This window comes from Flavobacterium sp. CFS9, from assembly GCF_041154745.1.
In the GTDB taxonomy this organism is placed as follows: Bacteria; Bacteroidota; Bacteroidia; order Flavobacteriales; family Flavobacteriaceae; genus Flavobacterium.
Genome location: NZ_AP031573.1, coordinates 49681 through 74758 on the forward strand (window position 1 = coordinate 49681; position 25078 = coordinate 74758).

Consider the following 25078-nt stretch of genomic DNA (forward strand, 5'->3'; position numbering starts at 1 on the left):
TATTGTTATTGTTATTGTTATTGTTATTGTTATTGTTATTGTTATTGTTATTACATTAGATTGTGATGTTTTCGCTTTCAACATCTTCCAGTTCTTCGTTATTGGCCCAAATGACATTGTCTATTTCGTTAGCCAGATTCTCTATAGTTGGATTGTTGAACAAATCAGATATTGTAAGTCTCACCTCTAACTGATTGTTGATCAGGTTGAACATTTTTACTGCTTTTAAACTGTGTCCGCCCAGATCAAAGAAGTTGTCTGCGAGTCCTATTTTCTCTATTTCTAAAACAGCTTCCCATATCTTCGCCAGTGTTTTTTCAGTAGGTGTTACGGGTTCAGTATAGACTGCACGTTCTGTTTCCAGATCGGTTATTTCAGGAAGTTTAGCTCTGTCTACTTTTCCGTTGATGTTTAACGGGAACTCTCGTAAAAAGACAAAATGATTGGGGATCATATATTTCGGCAATTGGGTTCTGAGCCAGTTTTTCAAAGTATTACTTTCGAGATCTTCATCAGTAACCAAATAGGCAATTAATTTCTTTTCCGCTGCCGTACCTTCTGTTATGACCACCAATGATGAAAATATTAATTGGTGCGTACATAATATATTTTCAATTTCTCCAAGTTCGATTCGGTAACCTCGTAATTTTACCTGATTGTCTTTTCTTCCAATAAATTCTATTGTATTGTTAGAAGTCCACCTGCCTAAATCACCTGTTTTGTAAAGTCTTTCCTCTTTTTTATAAGGGTTTGTGATGAATTTGGAATGAGTCAGTTCGGAATTGTTCAGATAGCCTCTTGCCAGACCGTCACCTCCTACGCATATTTCACCAATGGCTCCTTTAGGTACCAGCTGATGGTTTTTATCCAAAATATAAACAGTACTATTACTTATAGGAACACCAATGGAAACGGATGTTTTTATCGGTAAGTCAATGGTATGGGTTATGGAAAATGTTGTGTTTTCGGTAGGCCCATAACCATTGACAACTACTAATTCAGGATAAGTACTTTTCAGTTTCGTAATATGGTGTGGAGACAAAACATCTCCTCCGCAAAGTATTGTTTTTAAGTTTTTGAATAAGATTAGGTTCTCGTCTACCAACTGATGCAGCCAGCCTGCGGTAAACCACATCATGGTAACTTTTTCGTTTGCAACCACTTCGTTCATTCCTCTTACGGACAATAGTGTATTTTCGTCGCAAATGACCAGAGTACCTCCGTTTAAAAGCATTCCCCAATACTCGAAAGTACTGGCATCAAACGAAAAAGCTCCTGTAGCCAGTAATACTTCTTCTCCGGTGAGGTTTAGGAAATTGTTGTTCTTTACTAGTCTGACAACACTTTGCTGCTCTATTAAAACGCCTTTTGGTTCTCCGGTAGAACCTGAGGTGTACATGACATAAGCCAGATCGCTTGCTTTCGCATAAGTACTTTCAAACTTAGACGAATAATCGGCCTGTGATTGTACAAAATCTTCGATTAGATCCACTGCAATCAAACATTCTGCATTAGCATCTTTAATGATGTAACTGATTCGTTCCTGAGGATAATCAGCCGAAATGGGTACATAAGCACAACCCGATTTTAACAAGGCTAAGATGCTTATGATCTGCCATTCATTTTTTGGCAAATAAATTGCCGCCAATTCGCCTGTTACTTTGTAATTCTCTTCTAAATAATTGGCCAGCTGATTGGCAACATTATTGAGTTCGTGATAAGTGTACTTTTGTTTTTTGTATACCAGAGCTGTTTTTTCGGGTGTCAGGGCAACCTGCTTTTCAAACAATTCGATAATCGATGAATCTTTCGGATACCCGGTTTGATGACCGCTCAATTCTTCCAGTAAATGTTTTTTCTCTGCTTCTGTCAAACAATCGATCGCACTTATTTTTTGAGCTCCGTTTTGGGTCACCTGCAATAGTATCTGCTCTAAATGATTAAGCAATGCCGTAATTTTTTCTGAAGAGAATATATCGGTGTTGTATTCTAATGCCAGGGTAAGTGTCGAATCGGTCACTAAAAAATCAAATGTCAAATCAAATTTGGCAGTGATCCCATTACCCACAGCGTCGATAATCGCATCATAAGACTCTAAATCTGATGTTGGATTGTTTTCTTCTCTGGCGGTAACGATGATATCAAACAATGGATTTCTGCCTGCATCGTATTTAATGTCTAAAAGTTTAATTAATTCGTCAAGCGGAAATTTTTGATGTTCTTTGGCATTGATTACATTCTCTTTTACTTGTTTTAAAGTTTCTGTAAAAGAAGCGTTTTCATTTAAATGTGTTCGCAACGGAATGGTATTGGCATAAAAACCAATCTGATCAAACAGTTCCGGATAGTCGCGGTTTACGATTGGACTTCCTGTGATGATATCCTGATCGCCGGTATTTTTATAGATTAAAATATTGGTTACGGCTAAAAAGACCATAAAACGCGAAACTTCTTCGTTCTCACATAAGCTGTTCAGGTCTTTCAAAATGCTGCCTTCTAAAACTTTTGAGCGTACTGCGCCGTTATGTGTTTTGATGTTGGGTCTTTTTTGATCTCCCAATTCACTTACGATTGGCAAACTGCCTTCAAATTGTTTCAGCCAGTACTTTTTATCTGCTTCAATAGCATCACTTTTAACGATACTTTGCTCCCAAGCCGCATAATCCTTGAACTGTATGGCTAGAGGTGGTAAAGTAATTTCTGCGTTCTTGCTGTGCTTTTCATATAAAGCGTAAAGTTCTTTCACAAAAACATCGGTTGACCATCCGTCAAAAATGATATGATGAAAAAGAATACTGATGATCCATTTGTCTTCTTTAACGCTTATCAGCGCTGCTTTCATCAAAGGAGGCGTTTCTAAATTAAAAGACACATCACCTGTTTCGATAAGCACTTTTTGTAACTCTTTTTCTAAGGTTTCGCTGTTACGCAAATCCAAATATTGAATTTTTAAAGGTTCCGTTTTCTCGATCGGAACAATGATCTGTCCAGGTTCACCATATTCATTTGTAACAAAAGCGGTTCTTAAGATTTCATGTCGTTCTATTAAATCGTATACTGCTTTAGTAAAGAATTCTAAGTTTACAGCTTCCTTTTTAATATCTATTATTCTGATATTGTAAGCTTTATTCACCTGAGCATCTATAGAACATATATTGTACATTCGATACTGAGAAGAGGATAAAGGATAACCTGGTGCTATTTCTGCACGCGGAATTGTTAGGGTGTAGCGGTTTAAAGAACGATCAATATAAGCAGCCTGTTCTTCTATAGTAGGATGAATATATATTTCTTTTATGTTGAGGTGCATGCCGAAATTCACAAAAATCTGATTGGACAGCTTGATCATTTTTAAACTATGTCCGCCTAAATGGAAGAAATTGTCCTGAATTCCAACCGCTTTGCGATCCAGAATGCGCTGCCATATTTCGGCTAGTTTTATTTCGGTCTCTGTTACGGGCTTAACGTAATCTGTTTTTCTTACGGCATTGGTATCCAAAGGATGCGGCAGTTTTTTGGCATCTACTTTTCCGTTTACCGTTAATGGAATCTCTTTTAGTTGTACGTAATAATCCGGAATCATAAAAGATGGCAATATCCCTTTCAGAAAATGTACCAGCTCTTGTGCATCCATTGGTTTTGTGGCCTTTAAATAGACTACAATTTCTTTCTCGTCACCTGAGACTGTAATGGTTTTGGCAATGGTGAAATCTACGTATTCATTTGACAATAGCGCATTTTCTATTTCCTCCAATTCGATTCGATATCCTCTTACTTTAACCTGATTGTCTTTACGTCCGACAAATTCTATTTTACCATTTGGAAGTCTTTTGACCATATCACCTGTTCTGTACAGTTTTTCATCGGTCTTAAATGGGTTTACGACAAACTTTTCGGCTGTTATTTCTTCCTGATTCAAATACCCTCTTGTTACCTGATTTCCGGAAATACACAATTCACCTATGCTGTAAACCGGACATAGTTTTAAATGATCGTCCAGTACATAAGTTGCATTATAGGCATTGCTTTGTCCTATTACTGCGTTTGGAAATTGTTTAATGTTAGGCAAATAACTTTCAGATGTAATAAAAATCGATCCTTCGGTTGGACCGTACAGTACGTTTATAACTGCATTGGTAAATACTTCTCTTATTTCTTCGAGAATCCCGACAGGTATTTTATCACCTCCGATAAAAATCGATTCTATATGCTGGTAGGATTGCTGGATATTGTTCGTTTTTATATGATCAATAACCGCTCGCATCAGCGTTGGTACAGCGTGAAAGCTATTGGCTTGTCTGAGAATTTTGGAGAGCTCCTCCATGTCTTTTATTTCATCATTGGATACCATCACTACTTTTCCTCCTGCCAACAGGGGATGAAATAATTCGAAAAGAAAAATATCAAACGAATTGGAGGCCAGCAAAGGCAGCACGGGCTTTTGAGAAATCACAAAACTGTTTTTTGTATTGACCAGCAAAGCACAGATACTTCTATGCTCGACAAGCACTCCTTTTGGTTTTCCTGTCGATCCTGAAGTATAAATAAGATAGGCCAAATCGGACGGGGAAATTGTGGTATATGAAATCGTCGTATTTACTTTAGGATGTACTTTGAAACGATTGATAAAGTCCTCATCAATAATAATCGAACTGTTACTATCTTTCAGTATGTAATCTACTCTGTCCTGTGGCAAATTAATATGCAGCGGAACGTATACGGCTCCTGCTTTTAAGATTCCCAACAGCGCAATAACCAGCCAATCATTTCGATCCAGCTGCATGGCAATAAAATCTCCGGACTGTACTTTATATTCTGAAATAAGAAAGCCTGCAAACTGATCTGCAATTGAATTTAATTCGGTAAAGCTGTACTGCTCTTCTCCATAAACCAGAGCAATATCGTCCTGATTCTCCTGCGCTACATTTTCAAACAACTGTACCAAAGTGTATTCAGGAGAAGCTTCTTTCAGCATGTCATGACCGGACAAAGACAATACGGCTTCTTTTTCTGATTCTTGCAAAAGTTCAATTTCGGAAACCGGAATATCAAAATTTTCTGCTACAGTATTTACGACTTGTTCAAAATGATTTTTAAGCGCTGCAATATCACTTTCATCATATTTTTTGGCATTAAACGTAAAACGGATACTGATGTCTTTTCCCGGTACAATTGCCAGTGAAAAATCATAGTTTTCTCCCTCATAAGCTGTCGTTTCTAATAGTTTAATAGTTGTTTTTTCACTTTCGCCTATACCTTCGGCGGCTATATAGTTTTCAAAAACAATGATATGATCAAACAGTGACTGACCGTTGTTTACACTGCGCTGTATGTCACTAATGGCCTGATAATGGTAAGGCAGACTTTTTATGCCCTGCTCCTGTGTCTGCAGCAAGATTTGCTTTACAGTTGTCTGATCGTCAAATGAAATCCTAACCGGAATTGTATTGATAAAAAGCCCGATAATATTGGCTACATCGTGAATTTCTGCAGGTCTGCCCGATACTACTCCACCAAAAACCACATCATTTGTATTGTTGTATTTGGCTAATAAAATTCCCCAGATCGTCTGAAAAAAGACATTTTCAGTACTACTATTCTCCTGACAGAAAACGGCTAGTTTTTCTCTTAAACTTCCACTAATGGTATAGAAAATTTCTCCGGGAGTAAAGGTTTCTGTATGCTGTTTTGGAAAGGGCAATGTGCTTAAGCCCTGAAAATCTTCCAGATAATGGTTCCAGTATTGCAATGATTTTTCTTTGTCATTTTTCATCAGCCATTTCACATAATCTGAATACGAAGTAGCTTTAGGTAAAATGTTTCTTTTCCCCTGAAGTAAACCTTCATAAAGCGCAAAAAACTCGCCAATCAAAATACCGATACACCAACCGTCCATGATAATGTGATGATGACTCCAGATTAATTCATACTGGTTTTCACTCGTTTTTACAACGGTGAGACGCATTTGTGAACCTACAGTCAGATCAAAGCTTTTTGCAATATCCTGCTCTTTTATTGAGGCTATGGTCTCGCTTGTATTTCCGGTAATGTCCAGAAAAGTAAAGTTGGAAGGCACTTCGTTTTGAACAATCTGCAAAAGATCTTCACCCACATTATCCCGAAAACAAGTTCTCAGCACATCATGTCTTGCAATCAGCTGATCGTAACTTTCTTTAAGATAATTGATATTCAATTCAGCTTCTATTTTATAAGAGGACTGCTCAAAATACATTGATTTAGAAAGTTTCCAATGGAAATAAATTCCTTCCTGCAATGGTGTTAACGGGTATATATCTTTAATTTTCATAGCTTTTTTAGTCGTACGGTTACAGCATTTTGTTTAATTCTTCCAGACTGCTTAGGTCTAAACCTTTATAGGTAAAATCAACAGGGGTTAAATGGGTTTCTTTTTCTTCGGAAAGACTGGAAATCAAAGATTCCAATTCGTATTGATACGCTTCTTTTAAGTTTTCTATGGTTTCATTTCTGAAATAGTTGGTATTAAACGAAAGCATAATCTGTAACTGGCCATTGACTAAAATTCCCGATACATCCAGTGTTCCCGTTCTTTCGGTATTGGCAGCTATTTCTCTTCCTTTAGCAACATCTGTGAACTGAAAGATTTGATCTTCTTTGTTCGATTGTCCTAAATCAAAATCCCCCAGGTAGTTAAAGGAAACATCTGCTTTTACATTTAAATCGCAGTCATTTAAGTATTTCAAAATCCCGAACCCGATGCCTTTATTCGGAATTCGATGCAGCGTTTCTTTTACTTCTATTAATTGACCAATGTTATCCTGTTTCTTTTTTAGCGTGATGAGTACGGGATATATTGTGGTAAACCAGCCCACCGTTCTGGTGATGTCTATTTCTGAATTAATATCTTCTCTTCCGTGACCCTCGAGCTGAATCGCTACCTTATCGATATCGAAATTTTTACCAATTGCAAGCGATAAACCTGCAATTAAAACATCGTTTATATTGGTTTTATAAGCTTTGTGTGCTTCTGTCAATAATTTTTCGGTAAAGCTTTGATCGAGCTGAAATATTTTTGTTTCAAAATCTTTATAAAAATTATTGCCTTCATAATCAAAATCCTTAGGGAGTTCGGAGGTACTGAACTGCGTTGCTTCGTTTATAGAAGACCAATAAACTTCCTCTTCCATCATGGTCATTGAATTGGCATATTCCAATTGTTTTTCCTGCCAGTATTTTAAGGAATGTGTTTTTTGAGGCAATTCTAATGCTGTTCCTGCTTCGTACTGCGCGTACAAAGTCATTAAATCCTCCAAAATAATTCTCCACGAAACACCGTCAATCACCAGGTGATGAGAAAGCAGCAGCAAATAATCAGCATCTTCTCTTTTTAACAAAACTGCTTTAAACAAGGGACCTTTTTCTAAGTCGAAAGAAGCCTGATAAGCATCACAAATAGTTTCAAATTCAGAAGCTGCAACATCAGAGTGAACGTACAATTGAAATTCAAATCCCTCATTTTTAATTTCCTGAATCCATTCGTTGCCTTCCTCTTTAAATACCGCTCTTAAAGCATCGTGCTGTACCGTTAGCTTTTGAAAAATTTGTGTCAATCCTTTTTCCGACAAAGACTTCGATGATTTTAGCAAGATCGATTGGTTGAAATGATTTTTATTCTGCGAAGTCACCTCAAAGAAATACTTCTGAATTGGCGTAAGCGGAATGGTTCCTTCTACTGCGTTTTGATCTATCTCCTGCTTTGCCAGTTTTACATGAAGCGCTAATTCCTGTATGGCAGTATATTGCATAACATCCTGTACCGTTAATACGAATCCAAGTTGTTTTAATTTGGAGATAATTTGTATCGCTTTTATCGAATCTCCTCCCAAAGCAAAAAAGTCATCTTCTATACCTATGCTTTCTTTTTGCAGAATTTGCTGAAATACATGCACCAAAGCAGCTTCTGTTTCATTAGAAGGCGGTACATACGAGTCCCCTTTCAGGGTATATTTATTGGCTAAAACTACTAAAGTCTTTTTATCTACTTTACCATTCGGCAATAACGGAAATTCATTGGACTGTGTATAGCTTGTTGGTACTGCGTATACCGGTAATTGTTCTTTCAGGTGCTTTTTCAGATGGTCAATATTTACTGTAATGTCGGTTAGCAGATGCCCTACTAAAATACCTTCACTGTAGGTAACAACTGCTCCGTCAACACCTCTAAAATTCAGAAGCGCATTTTCGATTTCGCCCAATTCCAGACGATTTCCTCTTATCTTGATTTGATTGTCTTTTCTACCTAAAAACTCAATGTTACCATCCGAAAATCTCTTGGCTAAATCTCCTGTCTTGTACATTTTTGTTCCAAGTTCAAACGGATTGTCGACAAACTTTTCTTTAGAAAGCTCCGGATTGTTCCAATAACCGCTTGAAAGCCCTTTACCGGCAATATGAATTTCTCCAATCAAACCGTCAATGGCCAATTCATTATTATCATTCAGAATATAAACTGAGCTGTTGGCAATAGGTTTTCCGATAGAAGGGATAAATTCCACAGTCGGTTCATACACATAATAACTGGCCCAAACGGTACATTCTGTGGGTCCGTATTCGTTAAAAAGTTTACAGTTTTTAAGAGTCGTCACATTCTGATGCAGATCAACCAGCTGTTTGGTGCATTCTTCTCCTGCTACAATTACTGTTTTTAACTTATTTGGATGCTCTCCCAGCTGGTTAAGCAATAACTGATAATAAGAAGGAACGGTAAGTAAGTGAGAAACCTCTTCCTCTACAAGAATATCAACTATCGTATCGACATCCGAAACTCTGATTTTAGGGGCAAAGACCAATTTGGCTCCTCCCGTAATTGTCCCGAAAATTCCGGCGATAGAACTGTCAAATGAGATCGAAGACAGCAATAAAAATGCCGCTGCATCAGGATAAGTCTCCAGTCTTGCGATAGTAGAAAACATTAAATTTTCATGATTTATAACCACTCCTTTTGCATTACCCGTAGATCCTGAAGTATAAATTACGTAGGCCGCATCAGCAGGATTTACTTGTGTCTCGAATACAGCGCTTTCAGCCGCAATCGAATCCATTTGAATGTCCGTGGCAAAAAACTCTCCTGTATAAAAGTCGAGGTCAAAAAGATAATCGGATTGCGTGAGCAGCACGTTTAATCCGCTGTCCTGAATAATATGCTGAATTCTTTGTTTTGGATATTCCGGATCGATCGGCACATAAGCACATCCTGTTTTCAAAATTCCCAGAATGCAGACCAGTACATTTTCAGAATTATCAATCATTAATCCTATAAAATCGTTCTTTTTGAGGGTATGATTGGCTAACAAATAATTGGCTAACCGGTTCGATTCTTCGTCCAGAGCTTTATAGGTGATTTTTTTATTTTTGAAAGCTACTGCTATCGCTTCGGGCTTTTCCTGTACTTGCTTTTTAAATAAATCCAGTATTGTTTTGCTTTGATCGTAAGCCAGAACATCTCCTTTAGAAAGCTGCAGAAGTGCTTCTTTTTGCTGTTCTCCAATATGCTCCAGTTTACAGATTTGTTCCTGTGGATTCTTTACAATCGAATTCATGATAACCGAAACATGATCTGCAATCTGATGCACTATTTTTTCTGAGAAAACATCGGTATTGTACTGAATGTTCTGTACTAAATTATTTCCGTCTTTGTAGAAACTGAAAACCATATCAAAACGGCTGGTTTTAAGTTTTTCTTCAAATTCATATTCCCATACTTGCAAGCCTTCCAGACTTTCGCTTTTTTTGGAATTGTCATTTTCTCCGTAAATCACCTGAACATCAAAAAGCGGATTTCTGCTTGGATCTCTTTTTAAATTCAACTCTTTCACGAGTGTTGCAAAAGGAAACATTTGATGCTCGTAAGCCCCTACTACCTGTTTCTTAGTGTATTCTAACAATTCTAAAAAAGTATTTTCTTTTTTAAACTGCATTCGAATGGCCAGCGTATTTCCATAATACCCTATCTGGTTTTGCAAATCTTCATCTTCCCTTCCGGAAACCGGAGTTCCGATAATGATATCTTCCTGGGTAGAAAATTTGTATAATAACGTATTAATTACCGCGGTTAATCCCATAAACATGGTGGCACCGTTTTCTCTTATCAGTTTTTCAATGTCTTCTGATACTTTGGCGTCGATTCTTTTTTCTACTGTTCCGCCATTGAATGTTTGCAGAATTGGTCTTTTTTTATCTACCGGCATCGTAAGCACCGGCAGCTCACCCTGAAACTGATCGAGCCAATAGTTTTTTAACTCTTCGTATTTTTTACCGGTAAGCTGTTCGTTCTCCCAACTGGCGTAGTCTTTATATTGTATTCTTAACGGATTTAATCTATTGGCTCTGTTTTGCTTTTTCGAATTGTAGAGTTCTAATATTTCGGCAATAAAAATATTCATGGACAAAGCATCCACTATAATGTGATGTATGGTATAAATAAAGGCCCATTTGTTCTGCGCTAACTGGTAAAGCTTCGTTTTAAAAAGCGGTCCTTTTGACAAGTGGAAAGGAATTAAAGCCTCTTTAGCAACCTGTTCTTTTAAAACTTCATCGGCATTTGAAACGTTTTGTAAATCTGCATGTTCAATTGAAAAATCAATTGATTCTATTCCTTTAACAATCTGATTTGCTCCTCCGTTACCGTCTTCTTCAAAAACCGTTCTCAGACTCTCATGTCTCGATACGATTTCCTTCAGAGATTCATTTAAAATATTCTGATCCAGTTCTCCTTCAAAAATATATCCTCCAACCGAATTATACGCCACATTTCCTTTTTCGGACTGACTTAAAATCCAAAGCCGCAACTGGGAAGACGACAGGGCATATTTTGCATCAGGGCTTATGGCAGCTTCCGGAATGGCAACCGCTTTATCGTATTTGTATTGATTGATAAAACGAATTAAATCGGCTTTGTTTCTTTTAATCTCGTCAATAATCTCAGGAGTCAATGCACCCGCAGGAGCCTTAATGTCAAGATTCTCGTCTTTTACGTCAATGTGAATGTTTTGTTCTTTTAATTTTAAATATAAATCTGATGCCATAAGATGAATTATTTAAGAAAATAAATGGATAGTAGTCTTTGTTTTGGGGAGATTGAACAGAATTAGTACAGCAGTACCCCTTGTTTAAACAGTTCTTTTTCAGCAAATAGTCTTTCTGCCACGATACCTCTGTTTCTGCAGTCTTCGATTAACATGTTCGATTGCACTATCGGGTTGGATTCGTCTGTGTATTCAACATCCAAAATGTGTCGCACCCACGGTTCTTCTCCCATGGCATACACATAAACTTCTTTGACATTAAAACAGTTTACCATTTTGATTCCTTCCTCATAATTACTGCCTCTTCCTCTTCGGCTGAAGTCTTTTTCACGTTCCTGTTTGGTGGTAAAAATTGGACCGTACACCCATGAAGCCGGTGCTCCGTCGCATTCCATTCCCATGAACAGCACGTCTACATCGCCAATAATCTCATGAACGTGCTCGTACAATTCCGGCGACTGGTTGCAGGAATCTGCGACTGCCAATAAAGAATAACCGTCTAATTCAACGTGATACGAAAGTTTACTGTTGATGTGAATGTCATGATGCTCTCCGATAAACGGAATTCCGGTAATTTTAATACCATCGATAGCCGAAATGGTTTGCAATTCTTCTAATTCAATAATATTCTCAAAGCCCAGATTTCTTAGCAGTAAATTCAATGACGGATCCTGGATCGCACCGCCTATGCTTTTACCAACCACTATATTTTTGACTTTGTGTCGTATTTGCAGCATCGTTTCCATCAATATGTGGTCGTGGTGCCCGTGGGTGATCAATACATAATCTATTTCGTCCGGCAAATCATCATAGGTAAATCTGGACACATCTGATTCGTAAGTATAACTCAAAACCGGATCGAGCACGATCGAATGTTCTTTGGTTTCGATCAGGATGCAGGCATGCCCGAAATATCGGATTCGCATACTGTCTCCGGTATATTTTTCATACTTTTTAGGCTCTTCTGTAGTAAATAAATCTTTAAAAAGTGCCTCATCATTTTTATCAATATTCAAAAGTTCTGTGATGTATTCGAAAGTTTGTGGCTCGCGTTTCATCTTAAACAACTCATCGATTTCTTTCGATTTAAAAGGTAATTTTAATTCCAGTGCGGCTTCCAGATTAGACAATCTTGGCGTGGAGAAGATAAAAGGCCGGTCGGCGTCCTTATTAATTAAAGACAGCTTCACGGTCTGAAAATCCTCTACATAATAAGGACTGGCATAGATCAGAGGCTCATAAAACCTGAAATCAGGTCTGTGATGTCTGTCATAATACAATTCAACATACCCTCTGATGGCCGACGGAACTTCTTTGTACAACGGCTGCATCAAATGTCCGGTTGCCTTTTTCTTAAGCAATTTGTCCAGTTCTTTTACGGCATCGGTAAACTCAAAAAGCGGGGCTGCCATTTTCTTTGTATTTTCCAGCAAAGCTGCTACTTCATCAACATGCTTTTTGTCTAAATCGATAAAAGGACCTCCTCTAAACGCAGGATCTTTTACGGCAGTCTCGTGTATGCTTGGGTCGTTGATGTACGATTCCATAATCGGAATGTATCGGTTTACCACATTAAATCCCGTTAGAATTGGCGGGATAATATGATGCCATGCATACCAGTTTGAAATTAACGGTTCAACTTGTACGTTATTTTTCAGATATATTTTTGGAGTAGCCATTTAGATTTATTTTATAGTTTTAAAAAATGGGATTAGGTTATAGGGAGATATTTTCAAAATCATCTGTAATCACGACTTCTGCATTCACGAGCTGTGCCTTTTTTATTTCGGCAGCCATTTCTCCCAAAGTGGCATTATTGAAAATCGAAATCAGATCGAGTTTTACATTAAATTCTGTTTTGATTCTTGTGATTAAATAAGTGGCTTTTAAACTGTGGCCTCCTATTTTAAAGAAGTCGTCCAGTACTCCTGCTTTATCGATTTCCAGCACTTCTTCCCACAATGCGGCAAGTTGACGTTCTGTTTCGTCTCTGGGTGCCAGATAGTTTCGGGAAAAATTTTCGGTTAAAGATTTGTTCTGCAACAATTTCTTTTTGTCTGTTTTTCCATTTAAGGTCAGCGGAAATTCATTTAAACTTATAAAGTGCGACGGAATCATATACTCCGGCAGTTTGTCTTCCAGGAATTCTTTAATATCCTCGCTATCTGAAACCGAATCGGATTTCAGTACAAAAAAGGCAACGGTTTCTTTAATTCCTAAACTGTCTTCTTTGACCACTACTACAGCATCTTCAATGGCTTCGTGTTCTTTGATTACGGTTTCTATTTCGCCCAGTTCGATTCTGAATCCTCTCACTTTTACCTGATCGTCATTTCTTCCGGCATATTCAATCGTACCGTTAGGGAGCCATTTTCCTAAATCACCGGTTTTGTATAGTTTTTCGCCTTCCGCAAACGGATTATCGATAAACTTCTGATTGGTTAATTCCGGCTTGTTCAAATACCCTTCGGCTAAACCGGCTCCGCTGACATAAATTTCACCGATGGCTCCAAGAGGAAGCAGTTTTTCATTGGTTCCGAGGATGTAAATTTTGGTATTGGCAATTGGAAATCCGATCGGAATATTGGTAAGTTCCTGTACCTCATTTTCATTTACCTTATAAATCGCAGCACAAATACTGGTTTCTGTAGGGCCGTAAGCATTAAAACAGGTACCGCCATAAGTCAGGTATTTTTTAACTTCTTCGGTTGGAGCTGCTTCTCCCGCCGTTACCAGCTTTTTCAAACTTTTAATTTTATCCAGCTGTAGTAATTTTAAATAAGAAGGAGAAATAGTTGCGAAATTAATGGCGTGTTCTTCGATGTAATTTTCGAGTTCTTCGGTGTCTTTTTTTACCTCATCGGTTATGATGTGCAATTCTCCGCCCGAAGCCAAAACCGTAAAGATTTCTGAAATCGAAGCATCAAATGAAAACGAGGCCAACTGAAGGGCTTTTTCTTTGTTTTCATTGCCAAAAATTTCAATCTGCGATAAAATCGTATTCGAAATAGCACCCTGCTTTATCGAAACTCCCTTAGGTAAACCCGTTGAACCGGACGTATAAATCAAATAGGCCAAATCATCGGCACTGCTATTCGATTCCTCCATCGCACTGCTGTACAACTTTTCCATCGATCTGAAATCATAAATTTCATCTGAATCGATAACCAGTTTGCACTCGCTGTTTTCAATGATATAATCGATTCTTTCCTCCGGATAAGCAATGTCGATTGGTACATAAACTCCTCCGCTTTTTAGAATCCCTAATAATGAAATGACATTCCACTCGCTTCGGTTTAATTTAACACCAACAAATTCATTTAGCTTTATGCCGTATTTTTTCTTTAAATAATTCCCCAGTTTATTGGATACTTCATCCAATTCCTGATAGCTTATTTTTTTATCTTCGAAAACAAGTGCCGTCTGTTCCGGTGTTTGCAGCACCTGTTTTTGGAACAGACCAATTAAGGTGTCAGGCTGTACGCTATAATCTCTTGTCGTATTATTAAAGACATGAAGCAGTAAATTTTCTTCCTCCGGATTCAGGAAGGATAATGCCGACAAACTTTGATCTGAGTTTACCAGTACCTGATGCAACAACACTTTTAAGTTTGAGATTAAACGCACAATAGTTTCTCTGACGTACAATCCTGATTTATATTCGATTTTACCTTCTAACTGTCCCTCGCTTTCGATAAAGTTAAATACTAAGTCAAATAAACATTTTTTCAGGCTTACCTCATCGTATTCAGCGATTTGCAGGTTATCTATTTCGAGCGCTTGTTTATCGGCTTCTATTGAATTGTCTCTCAGTACAAACCAAACGTCAAACAACGGATGTCGGTTACGGCTTAATTGAAGATCTAAATTGAGTACCAATTCATCAAAAGCGACCATTTGATTTTCCTGTGCATCGATAACACTTTGTTCTACCTGATGCAGTAAGCTTATGAAATCGTGATTTTCATTGAATACCGTTCGCAAAGGAACTGTGTTGATGTAAAGTCCGATCTGATCTTCTAAATCGCTATGTATTCTGCCTCCGATAGGCGTACCAACGGTAATATCCTGTTGTTGGGTATATTTGTATAGTAAAGTTTTGACCAATGATAAAAGTCCGGTGAAAACGGTAATTGAGTGGCTCTCACAGAAGTTTTTAAATTTTGAAAAAGTCTCTTTCTCAATGGTAAAATCAACTGAATCTCCGTCATACGCATTGATTGCCGCTCTTGATTTATCTGTTGGAAAATCTAATACCGGAACTTCTCCTTCAAACTTTTTCAACCAGTGCTGCAGCTGATTTTTATATTCGTCAGACTGAAACTGCTCCGTTTGCCATTGCGCATAATCTTTATACTGAATTTTTAAATCAGAAGCTATAATTGCTTTTCCTTGCGATAGATTTTGATAATTCGAAACAAATTCTTTCGTCAAAATATTCATCGACAATCCGTCACTGATAATATGATGCATTACAAAAGAGAACATCCATTGATCGTCTTTGATCTGATACAATTTCAATCGCAGCAAAGAATCTTCTTCCAGATTAAAAGGTTTGTCGATTTCCTGATTGATTTTGGCATCAATTACCTCCTGAGCATATTGATTTGGTCTGAAATCTTCAATCGTTACATTCAATAAACTTTCATTAAATGCTTTAATATATTGCTTCACGATACCATTTTCGTCCAGTCTGAAAACCGTTCGCAGACTTTCATGTCTTTTCAGAATAGCCAGAAAAGCTGCGGTAAATACCGAAATGTCCAATACACCGGTAAACGTAAAGGTCTTGTACATGTTGAGCGCTATACTTGCATCGTCTAAATGTGACAGCAGCCATAGTCTTCTTTGCCCTGACGAAAGCAGATAACTGGTACTTTCCGGTACTTTTTTAATTTCCTGATAAACAGTTGTATTGCTCTCTGCTATTTTTTTGGCCAGACTTTGAATGTTTCTGTTTTCGAAAATATCTCTCAGGTTGATTTTTATATTGAATTCTCTGTTGATGATATTCGCTAAATGCGTAGCACTCAAACTGTGACCGCCCAGTGTAAAAAAGTCTTCGAGTATCCCGACCTTGGTCTGGTTGAGAATTTCTTCCCAAATCACTACCAGTTTTTGCTCCAGCTCGTTCTGCGCAGGAACATAAGCGATGGTTGTTTTTAAACTCAATCCGTTGCTATTTCGTAGTTTATTTCGGTCTACTTTACCGCTGTTGGTTAACGGAATTTCATCTACCACCACAAAGTTTGACGGAATCATATACGAAGGAAGTTTTGTTCCCAGCCATAAGTTGAGTTCTTCCTTCACCAATTCACCATTTGCTACAATATAACCTGTCAGATATTTATCTCCGCTGTTTTCATTGGTATGGTCTAAAACCACAGCCGTTTGTATTTGCGGATGCTGGTGTAATGCCGCTTCTATTTCTTCCAGCTCTATTCTGAATCCTCTGATTTTTACCTGGAAATCTTTTCTTCCTAAATAGGCTACATTCCCGTCGGGCGACCACATGCCCAGATCTCCGGTTCGATACATTTTCGCTCCGGATTGAAACGGATTTGGTACAAACTTCTGACGAGTCAACTCCGGATTGTTTAGGTAACCAAGAGCCAGTCCTTTTCCGGCAATACAAATTTCTCCCGCTACACCAATAGGCTGAACAGCATCTGATTCGCTTAAAATATAAATCTGCGTGTTCCATATCGGTTTTCCAATCGGGATTATTTCGTTGCCTTTTACTGTATTAAAGTAAGTAACGTCTATTGAAGCTTCTGTTGGACCGTAAAGATTGTAAATGGGTGCAGCTGATACTTTACTGTACCATTCCTTAACTGTCAAGGGTGTTAAAGCTTCACCGCTGGTGATTACAGCACGGAGACTAGATAATTTGTCCGCTAATTGTTCTGTGTCAGTCACCGAAGCAATAAAGGTATTGAGCATACTTGGAACAAAATGCAGACTGGTTACACCATTGTTTTGAATTAAATTCAGAATGCGATGCGGTTCTGAAATGTCGTCCTGTTCGCAAAGTACCATTTTGGTTCCCCAACATAAAGGCATAAAAATTTCCCATACCGAAACATCAAAAGTAAATGTGGTTTTTTGCAAAATAACGTCCTCCGAAGAGTAGTTATATTCGTTCCACATCCAATCAATTCTGTTGGTCACTCCTTCGTGGGTAATCATACAGCCTTTCGGATTTCCGGTTGACCCGGAGGTATAAAGTACATAAGCCAAATCGGTCACTTTATTGTGATTTTCAGGATTGCTTTTAGACAGAGAAGCCAATTGTTCTGAGAAACTTTCTAAAGTTTTCTCATCAATCAAAAATTTGCACTGACTGTCGGCTATAATGAAATTGATTCTTTCTTCGGGATATTGTGGTTCTACCGGAATATAAGCGCCTCCTGCTTTTATGATGGCCATAAGAGCGATAATCATCTGCTCGCTTCTTGGAAGTTTTACAACTACAAAATCGCCTTGTTTGATATTTTTTTCCTGACGTAAATAATGAGCTAACTGATTCACTTTTTCATTCAGTTCCTGAAAGGTAAATTCTTTTTCTTTGAAACGAAGTGCTGTGTGATTGGCTAGTTTCTCCACTTGTTCTTCAAATAACACATTCAATGGAGCACAAACCTGATCGCTGAACTGTGTAGCATTGAAATCTGAAACCAGTTTTTTCTTTTCGGCATCAGTTACCAGAGACAGATTCTCAATTGTTTCTGATGGATTGTTGCTTACTAAGCTTAACAAATGCTCAAAATGTACCGTGATTTGCTCGATAAAAAAGGCGTCGTATAAATCGGTATTATAAACAATACTCAATTCTAAATTCTCGTCAACCTCAACAAAATTGAAAAGCAAATCAAACTTACTGGTTTTGTTTTCTGTTTCTAAAGCCTGAACCGTTAGCTGGTCACCTATGTTTTTTACGTTCGTACTTTCGTTGTTTTGTAAAATCAGGAAGATATCAAACAATGGATTTCTGCTTAAATCAGTCTCCAACTGTGCTTCTTCAATGAGTTTATCAAAAGGATACGATTGGTAGTTATAGGCTTTAAGCGTAATCTCCTTACTATTCTTTAAGAAGGATTCGAAACTGTCTTTCGGATTCATCACTCCTCTTAAAGCAATGGTGTTTAAATACAAACCTAACTGATTATGAAGCGCCTGCAATTCGCGCCCGGCTATTGGCGACCCCACAATTACATCTGTCTGATTGGTATATTTGTAAAGTACTATTTTTAAAGTAGCCAATAATCCCATGAACAAAGTGCTCTCGTTGTCCAGACAAACTTTCTTGAACTTTGTGTTTACTTCTTTATTTATCGTTCTGTAAACAGTATCACCATTATAGGTTTTTAAAACCGGTCTTGTTTTACTGAAAGGAAGCTGTATTTTAGGAATTTCACCTGAAATCTGTGACAGCCAATATTCTTTGTGCGCTGCAAAATAATCATCGCTCAATAGCTTTTGCTGCCAAACTGCGTATTCTTTGTATTGTATCGTTAAAGGTTCTTTTGCAACATTTTCTCCTTTTTCAAGTGCTGTGTAGTTTTCTAATAATTCATTTATAAGTACCCCCATCGACCAGCCATCGCTGATGATGTGGTGAATCATAAAGAAGAATATCCATTTATTCTCTTCTATTTGATAAACAGTACTTTTTAGGAGCAGCTCCTTTTCCAAATCAAAAGAATAAGACATTTCTTTGCTGATGAGTTCTTCCGCACTGGCTGTTTGATTTCTGAGATCAATTTCTTCTACCTTAAATTTTATTGCTTCGGCAGGGATTATTTTTTGTACAACGGTATTCTCGTTATTGACAAACCTGGTTCTCAGAATTTCATGACGTTCGATAATCAACTGAAAAGCATGCTCCAATGTTCTAACATTCAGATTCCCTTCAAAAGTGTACAAAGCCGGAACATTATAGGCTTTACTGGATTCTTCCATTTGACTTAAAACCCACATTCTATATTGTGAAGAAGATAAAGGGTAGTATTCAGATTCGGCTGTTTTTTGTATTTCAGGCCATGCAGGTTTTGATGCCTGCAGCTTTTGACTGTTCGCTAAAAAAAGAGTCAGCTCTTCTCTGTGCTTTTTTATTTCTTCAATTAAACCGGGAGCAATAGTAGATTGTTCGGCAAAAACCTTCAGTTTATTATCTATGAGTTCAAGTAAAATTCCTTCTCCCTGTAGTTTGTCAATTAAGTCTTTCATTGGTTTATTTTAATTTTCAGAGGATATTTTCAATTAGTAGAGTAAATGGCTGTATTATAAATCAATATCGATTTCCTGAAGGTCTTTTTTGTTTGCTGTCAGTTCTTCCTGTTTCTGAATAAACCTGAGCTGCTCGGCCATCGTTTCGATAGTTCTGAATTGAAATACATGTCCGATACTCACCTCAACACCAAAACTTTCCTGAATCATATTGGCTAATTTTACGGCTCTCAAACTGTGTCCTCCTATTTCAAAGAAATCATCGGTTACACTCATCTTTTCCATCACCAATATTTCACTCCAAATCTCAGAGAGGGTTTTCTCCGTTTCATTTCGGTAGGATATGAATTCTCTTTCTAATTGGGACAAATCAATTTCGGGAAGAAGGTCTTTATCGATCTTTCCGTTTTTATTCAAAATGAAATCTTCCACTTCGATAAAATAGGTTGGAATCATATAAAAAGGGAGTCTTTCCGCCAAATAAGCTTTTAACTCCTTCTGATTCATAGTCTGATTGGACTTAACATAAGCCACAATAAATTTTTCGTCGGCTGCCTCAGATACTTGTTTCAATACCACTACGGTCCCATTGATATCCGGATGTGCATCTAAAGTTTTTTCAATATCGTTTAGTTCAATTCGGTAACCGCGAAGTTTGATCTGACTGTCTTTTCTTCCGAAAAATTTGATATTCCCATTGGGCAGCCACAAGCCTAAATCACCTGTTTTATAAACCCGTTCGTTATTCAAACTTCTCGGATTTAAGAATTTTTCAGCATTTAATTCTGCTGCATTTAAGTAGCCTAACGAAAGTCCGTCACCTGCCAGATATATTTCTCCAACAACTCCTAACGGACATAGCTCTAAATTTTGATCTAAGATGTAAGCTTTAGAATTATTGATCGGTTTTCCAATTGGGATATCCTCTTCTACCGGTGCTGTAATTTTATAAGTTGCCGAAAACGTAGTATTTTCAGTAGGCCCATAACCGTTAATAAGGTTCAGTTCCGGATAGGCTTCCAGTAATTTACGGATGTGCTTAGCGGATAATTTTTCACCTCCCGCCAGTACATTGTTTAATCCTTCAAAAAGAGATACGTCATGATCGGTAAACTGATTTAATAGTCCCGACGTAAACCACATCGTATCTACTTTTTCTGTTTTTATCAGTGAAGCCAATTTTGTTGTGTTTAACAAATCTTCCTTATCACATAAAACCAATTTTCCACCATTAAGCAATGCTCCCCAAAACTCAAACGTTGAGGCATCAAAAGAGACTGAACCTGTAGACAAGATGGCGTGTACAGTATCAAAATCGATGTAATTGGTGTTTTTAACCAGTCTGGTAACTCCTTTATGCGGTACCAAAACACCTTTTGGATTTCCGGTCGAGCCGGAAGTATACATAATGTAGGCCGGAGCATCAGGACTGTTTGTAATTTGTGGAGCCGGAGAATGGTTCTCTAAAGCGTCTAACTGAACATCGATGGCGATAATACTTCCTTCAAAAAAGTCAAGATCAAACATATAATCCATCTGGGTAATGATGACTTTTGTGTCGATATCATTGATAATAAGTTCTTTTCTGATCTTAGGACTTTCCACATCGATTGGAACATATACCCCGCCGGCTTTTAAAATCCCGATTATCGTACTGATCAAAAGTTCTGATTTATCTAAAATGATTCCGACTTTTTCTCCATTAGTCACTCCATACGCTGTGGTTAACAAATGAGCAATTTTGTTTGCATTACGATCTAATTCCTCATAAGTCAATTGTCGGTTTTTATACACGACGGCTATCTGTGCGGGCGTTTTACTAACCTGCTGTTGAAAGGCATCGACAATGTCCGGACAAACCTGAGAGTTAAAGGTTCCGGCACTAAAATCTGATGTAAAAAGCTGTACCTCACCAACCGATAAATAAGGCAGGGAAGCAATAGAATTATGCGGATTTGCAATTACGGCATTCAGCAGGTTATGAAAATGCTTTTGAATCTGACGAATAAAAATGGTATCAAAAATGTCCGTATTGTAGACCAAGCTAAATTCCAGTCCCTTTACCGTTTCTACAAAATTGAATGAAATATCAAATCGGCTTACGGTTGCTTTGATTTTTTCGTACAAAGCTATTTCAAGGCCTTCATTATTAAGAGCATTTAATTTTTGATCTAAGTCTGCATTTTGTAAAACGACCGTAGCATCAAATAAAGGGTTTCTGCTGATATCATGCGTCAGATTCAAATCATTAATTAATTGTTCAAAAGGATAAATCTGATGTTCGTAAGCTTCCTGAGTCAGTTTTTTTACCTTTCGGAATAAATCAATTATTGAATTTTTGTGTGAAAACTGACTGCGTAATGGCAATACGTTAATAAAACAGCCTATCTGTCCCTCTAAATCGATATGATTTCTACCGCTAATCGTAGTTCCCAATACGATATCTTCCTGATTGGTATATTTATAAATTAGAACATTTACTACAGTTACCAGCCCCATGAACAAAGTCAGGTTTTCCTGCTCCAGTATATTTTTGAAATTTTTTAATGTTCTGCTGTCAATATTTATGGTAATTGTTTCGCCGTTATAAGATTTAATTTTAGGACGAATTTTACTTTTCTGAAGGTTCAGCACCGGAAGCTCTCCTGAGAATTTCTCCATCCAGTATGCTTTGTGAGTCTGCAGTGATTCATTCTCCAGTTGTTGATTCTGCCAGGCAGCAAAATCTTTGTATTGTATTCTGAGCGGTTTAAAATCTACAGAAAGTCTATTTTTATGGGCTTTGTACAAATGCAAGAGCTCTTCAATAAAAACTTCCATAGACAGTCCATCGCTAATAATATGATGCATCACGGCTACCAGTATCGCTTTGGATTCTTCGATCTGCAATACACTTACTTTTAAAAGCGGTCCTTCCGATAAATTAAATACTACCTCAATAAGATTGTTAATAGTCTCTTCTAATTCATTTTCTGAACGATTGCGAAAATCAATGAAATCAATCTCAAAATTACTTTCCGATTCAGGCAAAATGAATTGTCTTAATTCCTGATTTTCATCTTCTTTAAAAGTGGTTCTGAAACTTTCATGTCGTTGGGTTATGGTTTGAAAAGCTATAGCTAAGGCCTTTTTGTCCAGATCACCCGTTAAGGTGTAGATACTAGGAATGGTATAAGCTTTGTTGGCTTCCTGAAACTGACTCAATGCCCAAAAGCGCTGCTGTGATGATGACACTGCATAACTTGGCTGCTCTTCCAAGGCTTCTATTTCCTGAAATACATTCTCCTGAGCCTGTAGTATCGTTTCTGAAAGTGCTTTAATATTTCGGTCCTCAAAAACGGTTCCGATGTCTATTTTTATATTTAAGTTTTTATGAATAGTCGACACCAGGTTCATTGCCTTGATACTGTGTCCGCCAATGTCGAAAAAGTCATCGGTGATACTGATGTCTTCTTTATCAAACAATTCTTTCCAGATGTTGTGCAGGGCTATTTGAATTTCAGTAGTGGGTAAAACAAGTTCTCTGGTGGTTTCCGTATTTGATTTTGTCAGTTTGTTTAATTCTTTCTGATCTACTTTTCCGTTTCTGTTCAATGGAATCTGTGGTACCTGAGTAATATGAGCCGGAACCATATAATTAGGCAGTTTTTGTGCCAGGAAAGAACGAAGCTCATCCGTATTAATAGTTGCATCGGCAACAAAAAAGGCTGCTAAAAATTTCACATCATGACTGTCTTTGTTGACCAGAATTACAGCTTCGGTAATGTTATTGTAACTCGTTATTTTTCGTTCGATTTCTCCTAATTCTATTCTGAAACCACGAATCTTTACCTGGCTGTCTCTTCTGCCTAAAATTTCTATCGTACCGTCAGGCAGCCATTTGCAGATGTCTCCGGTTTTATACAGCAGAGCGTTTTTGTGATAAGGATTTTCAACAAAACTGTTTGAGGTAAGCTCTTCTTTGTTTAAGTAGCCTGCTGCAACGCCTTCGCCGGAAACATACAATTCTCCGGCAATACCAACTGGCTGTAATTTCATACTCTCGTTAAGAATGTAACATTGGGTATAAGAAATTGGTTTTCCAATCGGGATGCTTGATGCTTCTTCTGAAACTTCATCAACCGGGGAAAAAGTGGAAAAAGTGGTATTCTCGGTTGGCCCGTAAACGTGTATCAGCCTTCCGCTTCCGAAATGATTGACAAACTTGCGCACATGTGATACAGAAACCATTTCTCCGCCAAAAAGAATTTTTCTCAAATTCTTAAGACTGTCAATATCCGTATCCACCATAGAATTGAACAAAGCCGTTGTCATAAAAACAACCGAAATTTCATTTGCCGTAATGGCCTGAAACAGCAGTTCAAAATTGAGTACTAAATCTTTCTCCGGAATGTGCAAAGTCGCTCCGTTTAATAGTGCTCCCCAAATATCAAAAGTAGAACCGTCGAATGAAGCATTTGAGATGGCCAGAATACGATCCTGAGGATCAATTTCGATATAATTGGTATCTTTCACCAATCGCACGATACTTTTATCTTTTACCACAACACCTTTTGGTACTCCGGTTGATCCTGAAGTGTACATGATATAAGCGATATCTCCTTTGTTGCTGCTTTCCCAGTTTACATCCGAAATATTTTCTTCATTTAGCATCACATCAATACTAAACAGCGGAATATCGTAATGAAGCAGATCGTTCAGATACTCGATTTGAGTGATGATCACTTTAGGCTGTGTGTCCGACAGGATATAATCAAGTCTTTCCGTAGTAAGGTTATAATCTAATGGCAAATAAGTGGCGCCCTGTTTTAATGCCGCTGCGAAAGAGAAAACCGTATTGGCCGAGTAATCTGTCATGACCCCGATACTATCTCCGGATTTAATTCCGTACTCTTTTTGCAACAAACTGGCCAGATGATTCACTTTTCGGTTTACCTCCACATAGCTGTATTTTTTTCCTTTATAAACTAAAGCAATGTTCTCAGGCGTCGCCTTTACCTGCTGTTCAAAAATCTCGATAACACTTGCCTCAATCTTCTTTTCTGATTCCCCTGAAAACTCCAGCAACTGTTGTTTTTCAGAGGCTGTAATAAATTCAATATCATTAACCTTAACATCAATCAGATCACTAATATTTTCAAGTATATGCGTAAAATGCTCCACCATATTCTGGATGAAAAGCGCATCATATTTCACCGCATCAAAATGTATGGTAATTGATTCCTCACCTGCCTTGGTGTCGTCAATGTCCAGACAAAGTTTGGCCTGAGCCAATAGATTATTGCTGTGATTTAATTTCTGATATACAAAAGCATATTGAAGGTAATCTTCAGAAGTCACTTCAATATTTAGAAATTCTTTTTCAATTAATTCAAAATCAATAGTATCATAAAGCAGCGTTTCTTCAATCTCCTGTTTGGTTGTATTTATCGCATCTCTTAATGAAGAGATATTGGATATAATGGTGTTATAAAACAACAAGGCCTCTTTTTCCGGCTGTACTCCTTCCAAAATAAAAGGTGATGAAGCTACCCAGATACTTTCGTTATGGGTATATCTTTTTAATAGTGTATTGAAAACAGACAAATAAATCGTCGCCGCAGCAATGGCATTCCCTCCTGATAGTTTAGCAATCTTATCCAGACAATTCTTTTTTAATAAAATGCGATACTCACCGGAAGGAACTTGCTCGTATCTGCCAAGTAAATAACCGCTTTCGTTACTGTATTGCTTTATTTTGTTCAACCAATAATCTTGTATGATTTTCTTATCTTTCATGCTGTAGT

5 protein-coding genes are annotated in these 25078 nt (G+C 37.6%); all 5 read right to left on the bottom strand.

The window, feature by feature from the left end:
* Positions 1-55: 55 nt before the first annotated feature.
* Entirely contained in the window at positions 56-6307 is a 6252-nt protein-coding gene (locus tag ACAM30_RS00130) for an amino acid adenylation domain-containing protein (RefSeq protein ID WP_369616663.1), read from the bottom strand.
* 19 nt (positions 6308-6326) lie between these two features.
* Complete coding sequence (locus ACAM30_RS00135) at positions 6327-11063, bottom strand: amino acid adenylation domain-containing protein (protein WP_369616664.1); 4737 nt, start codon at positions 11061-11063, stop codon at positions 6327-6329.
* A gap of 62 nt (positions 11064-11125) precedes the next feature.
* Positions 11126-12742 carry an MBL fold metallo-hydrolase gene (locus ACAM30_RS00140; protein WP_369616665.1) on the bottom strand — a complete coding sequence of 539 codons (1617 nt, stop codon included), beginning with the start codon at positions 12740-12742 and terminating at the stop codon, positions 11126-11128.
* 37 nt (positions 12743-12779) lie between these two features.
* Entirely contained in the window at positions 12780-19292 is a 6513-nt protein-coding gene (locus ACAM30_RS00145) for an amino acid adenylation domain-containing protein (protein ID WP_369616666.1), read from the bottom strand.
* Positions 19293-19346: 54 nt separating this feature from the next.
* Complete coding sequence (locus ACAM30_RS00150; protein ID WP_369616667.1) at positions 19347-25070, bottom strand: amino acid adenylation domain-containing protein; 5724 nt, start codon at positions 25068-25070, stop codon at positions 19347-19349.
* Positions 25071-25078 lie beyond the last annotated feature (8 nt).

Bases quoted from the DNA above. Each gene is read 5' to 3' on its own strand.
- ACAM30_RS00130 (WP_369616663.1), bottom strand. From the start codon at position 6,307: ATGAAAATTAAAGATATATACCCGTTAACACCATTGCAGGAAGGAATT.
- ACAM30_RS00150 (WP_369616667.1), bottom strand. From the start codon at position 25,070: ATGAAAGATAAGAAAATCATACAAGATTATTGGTTGAACAAAATAAAG.
- ACAM30_RS00140 (WP_369616665.1), bottom strand. From the start codon at position 12,742: ATGGCTACTCCAAAAATATATCTGAAAAATAACGTACAAGTTGAACCG.
- ACAM30_RS00145 (WP_369616666.1), bottom strand. From the start codon at position 19,292: ATGAAAGACTTAATTGACAAACTACAGGGAGAAGGAATTTTACTTGAA.
- ACAM30_RS00135 (WP_369616664.1), bottom strand. From the start codon at position 11,063: ATGGCATCAGATTTATATTTAAAATTAAAAGAACAAAACATTCACATT.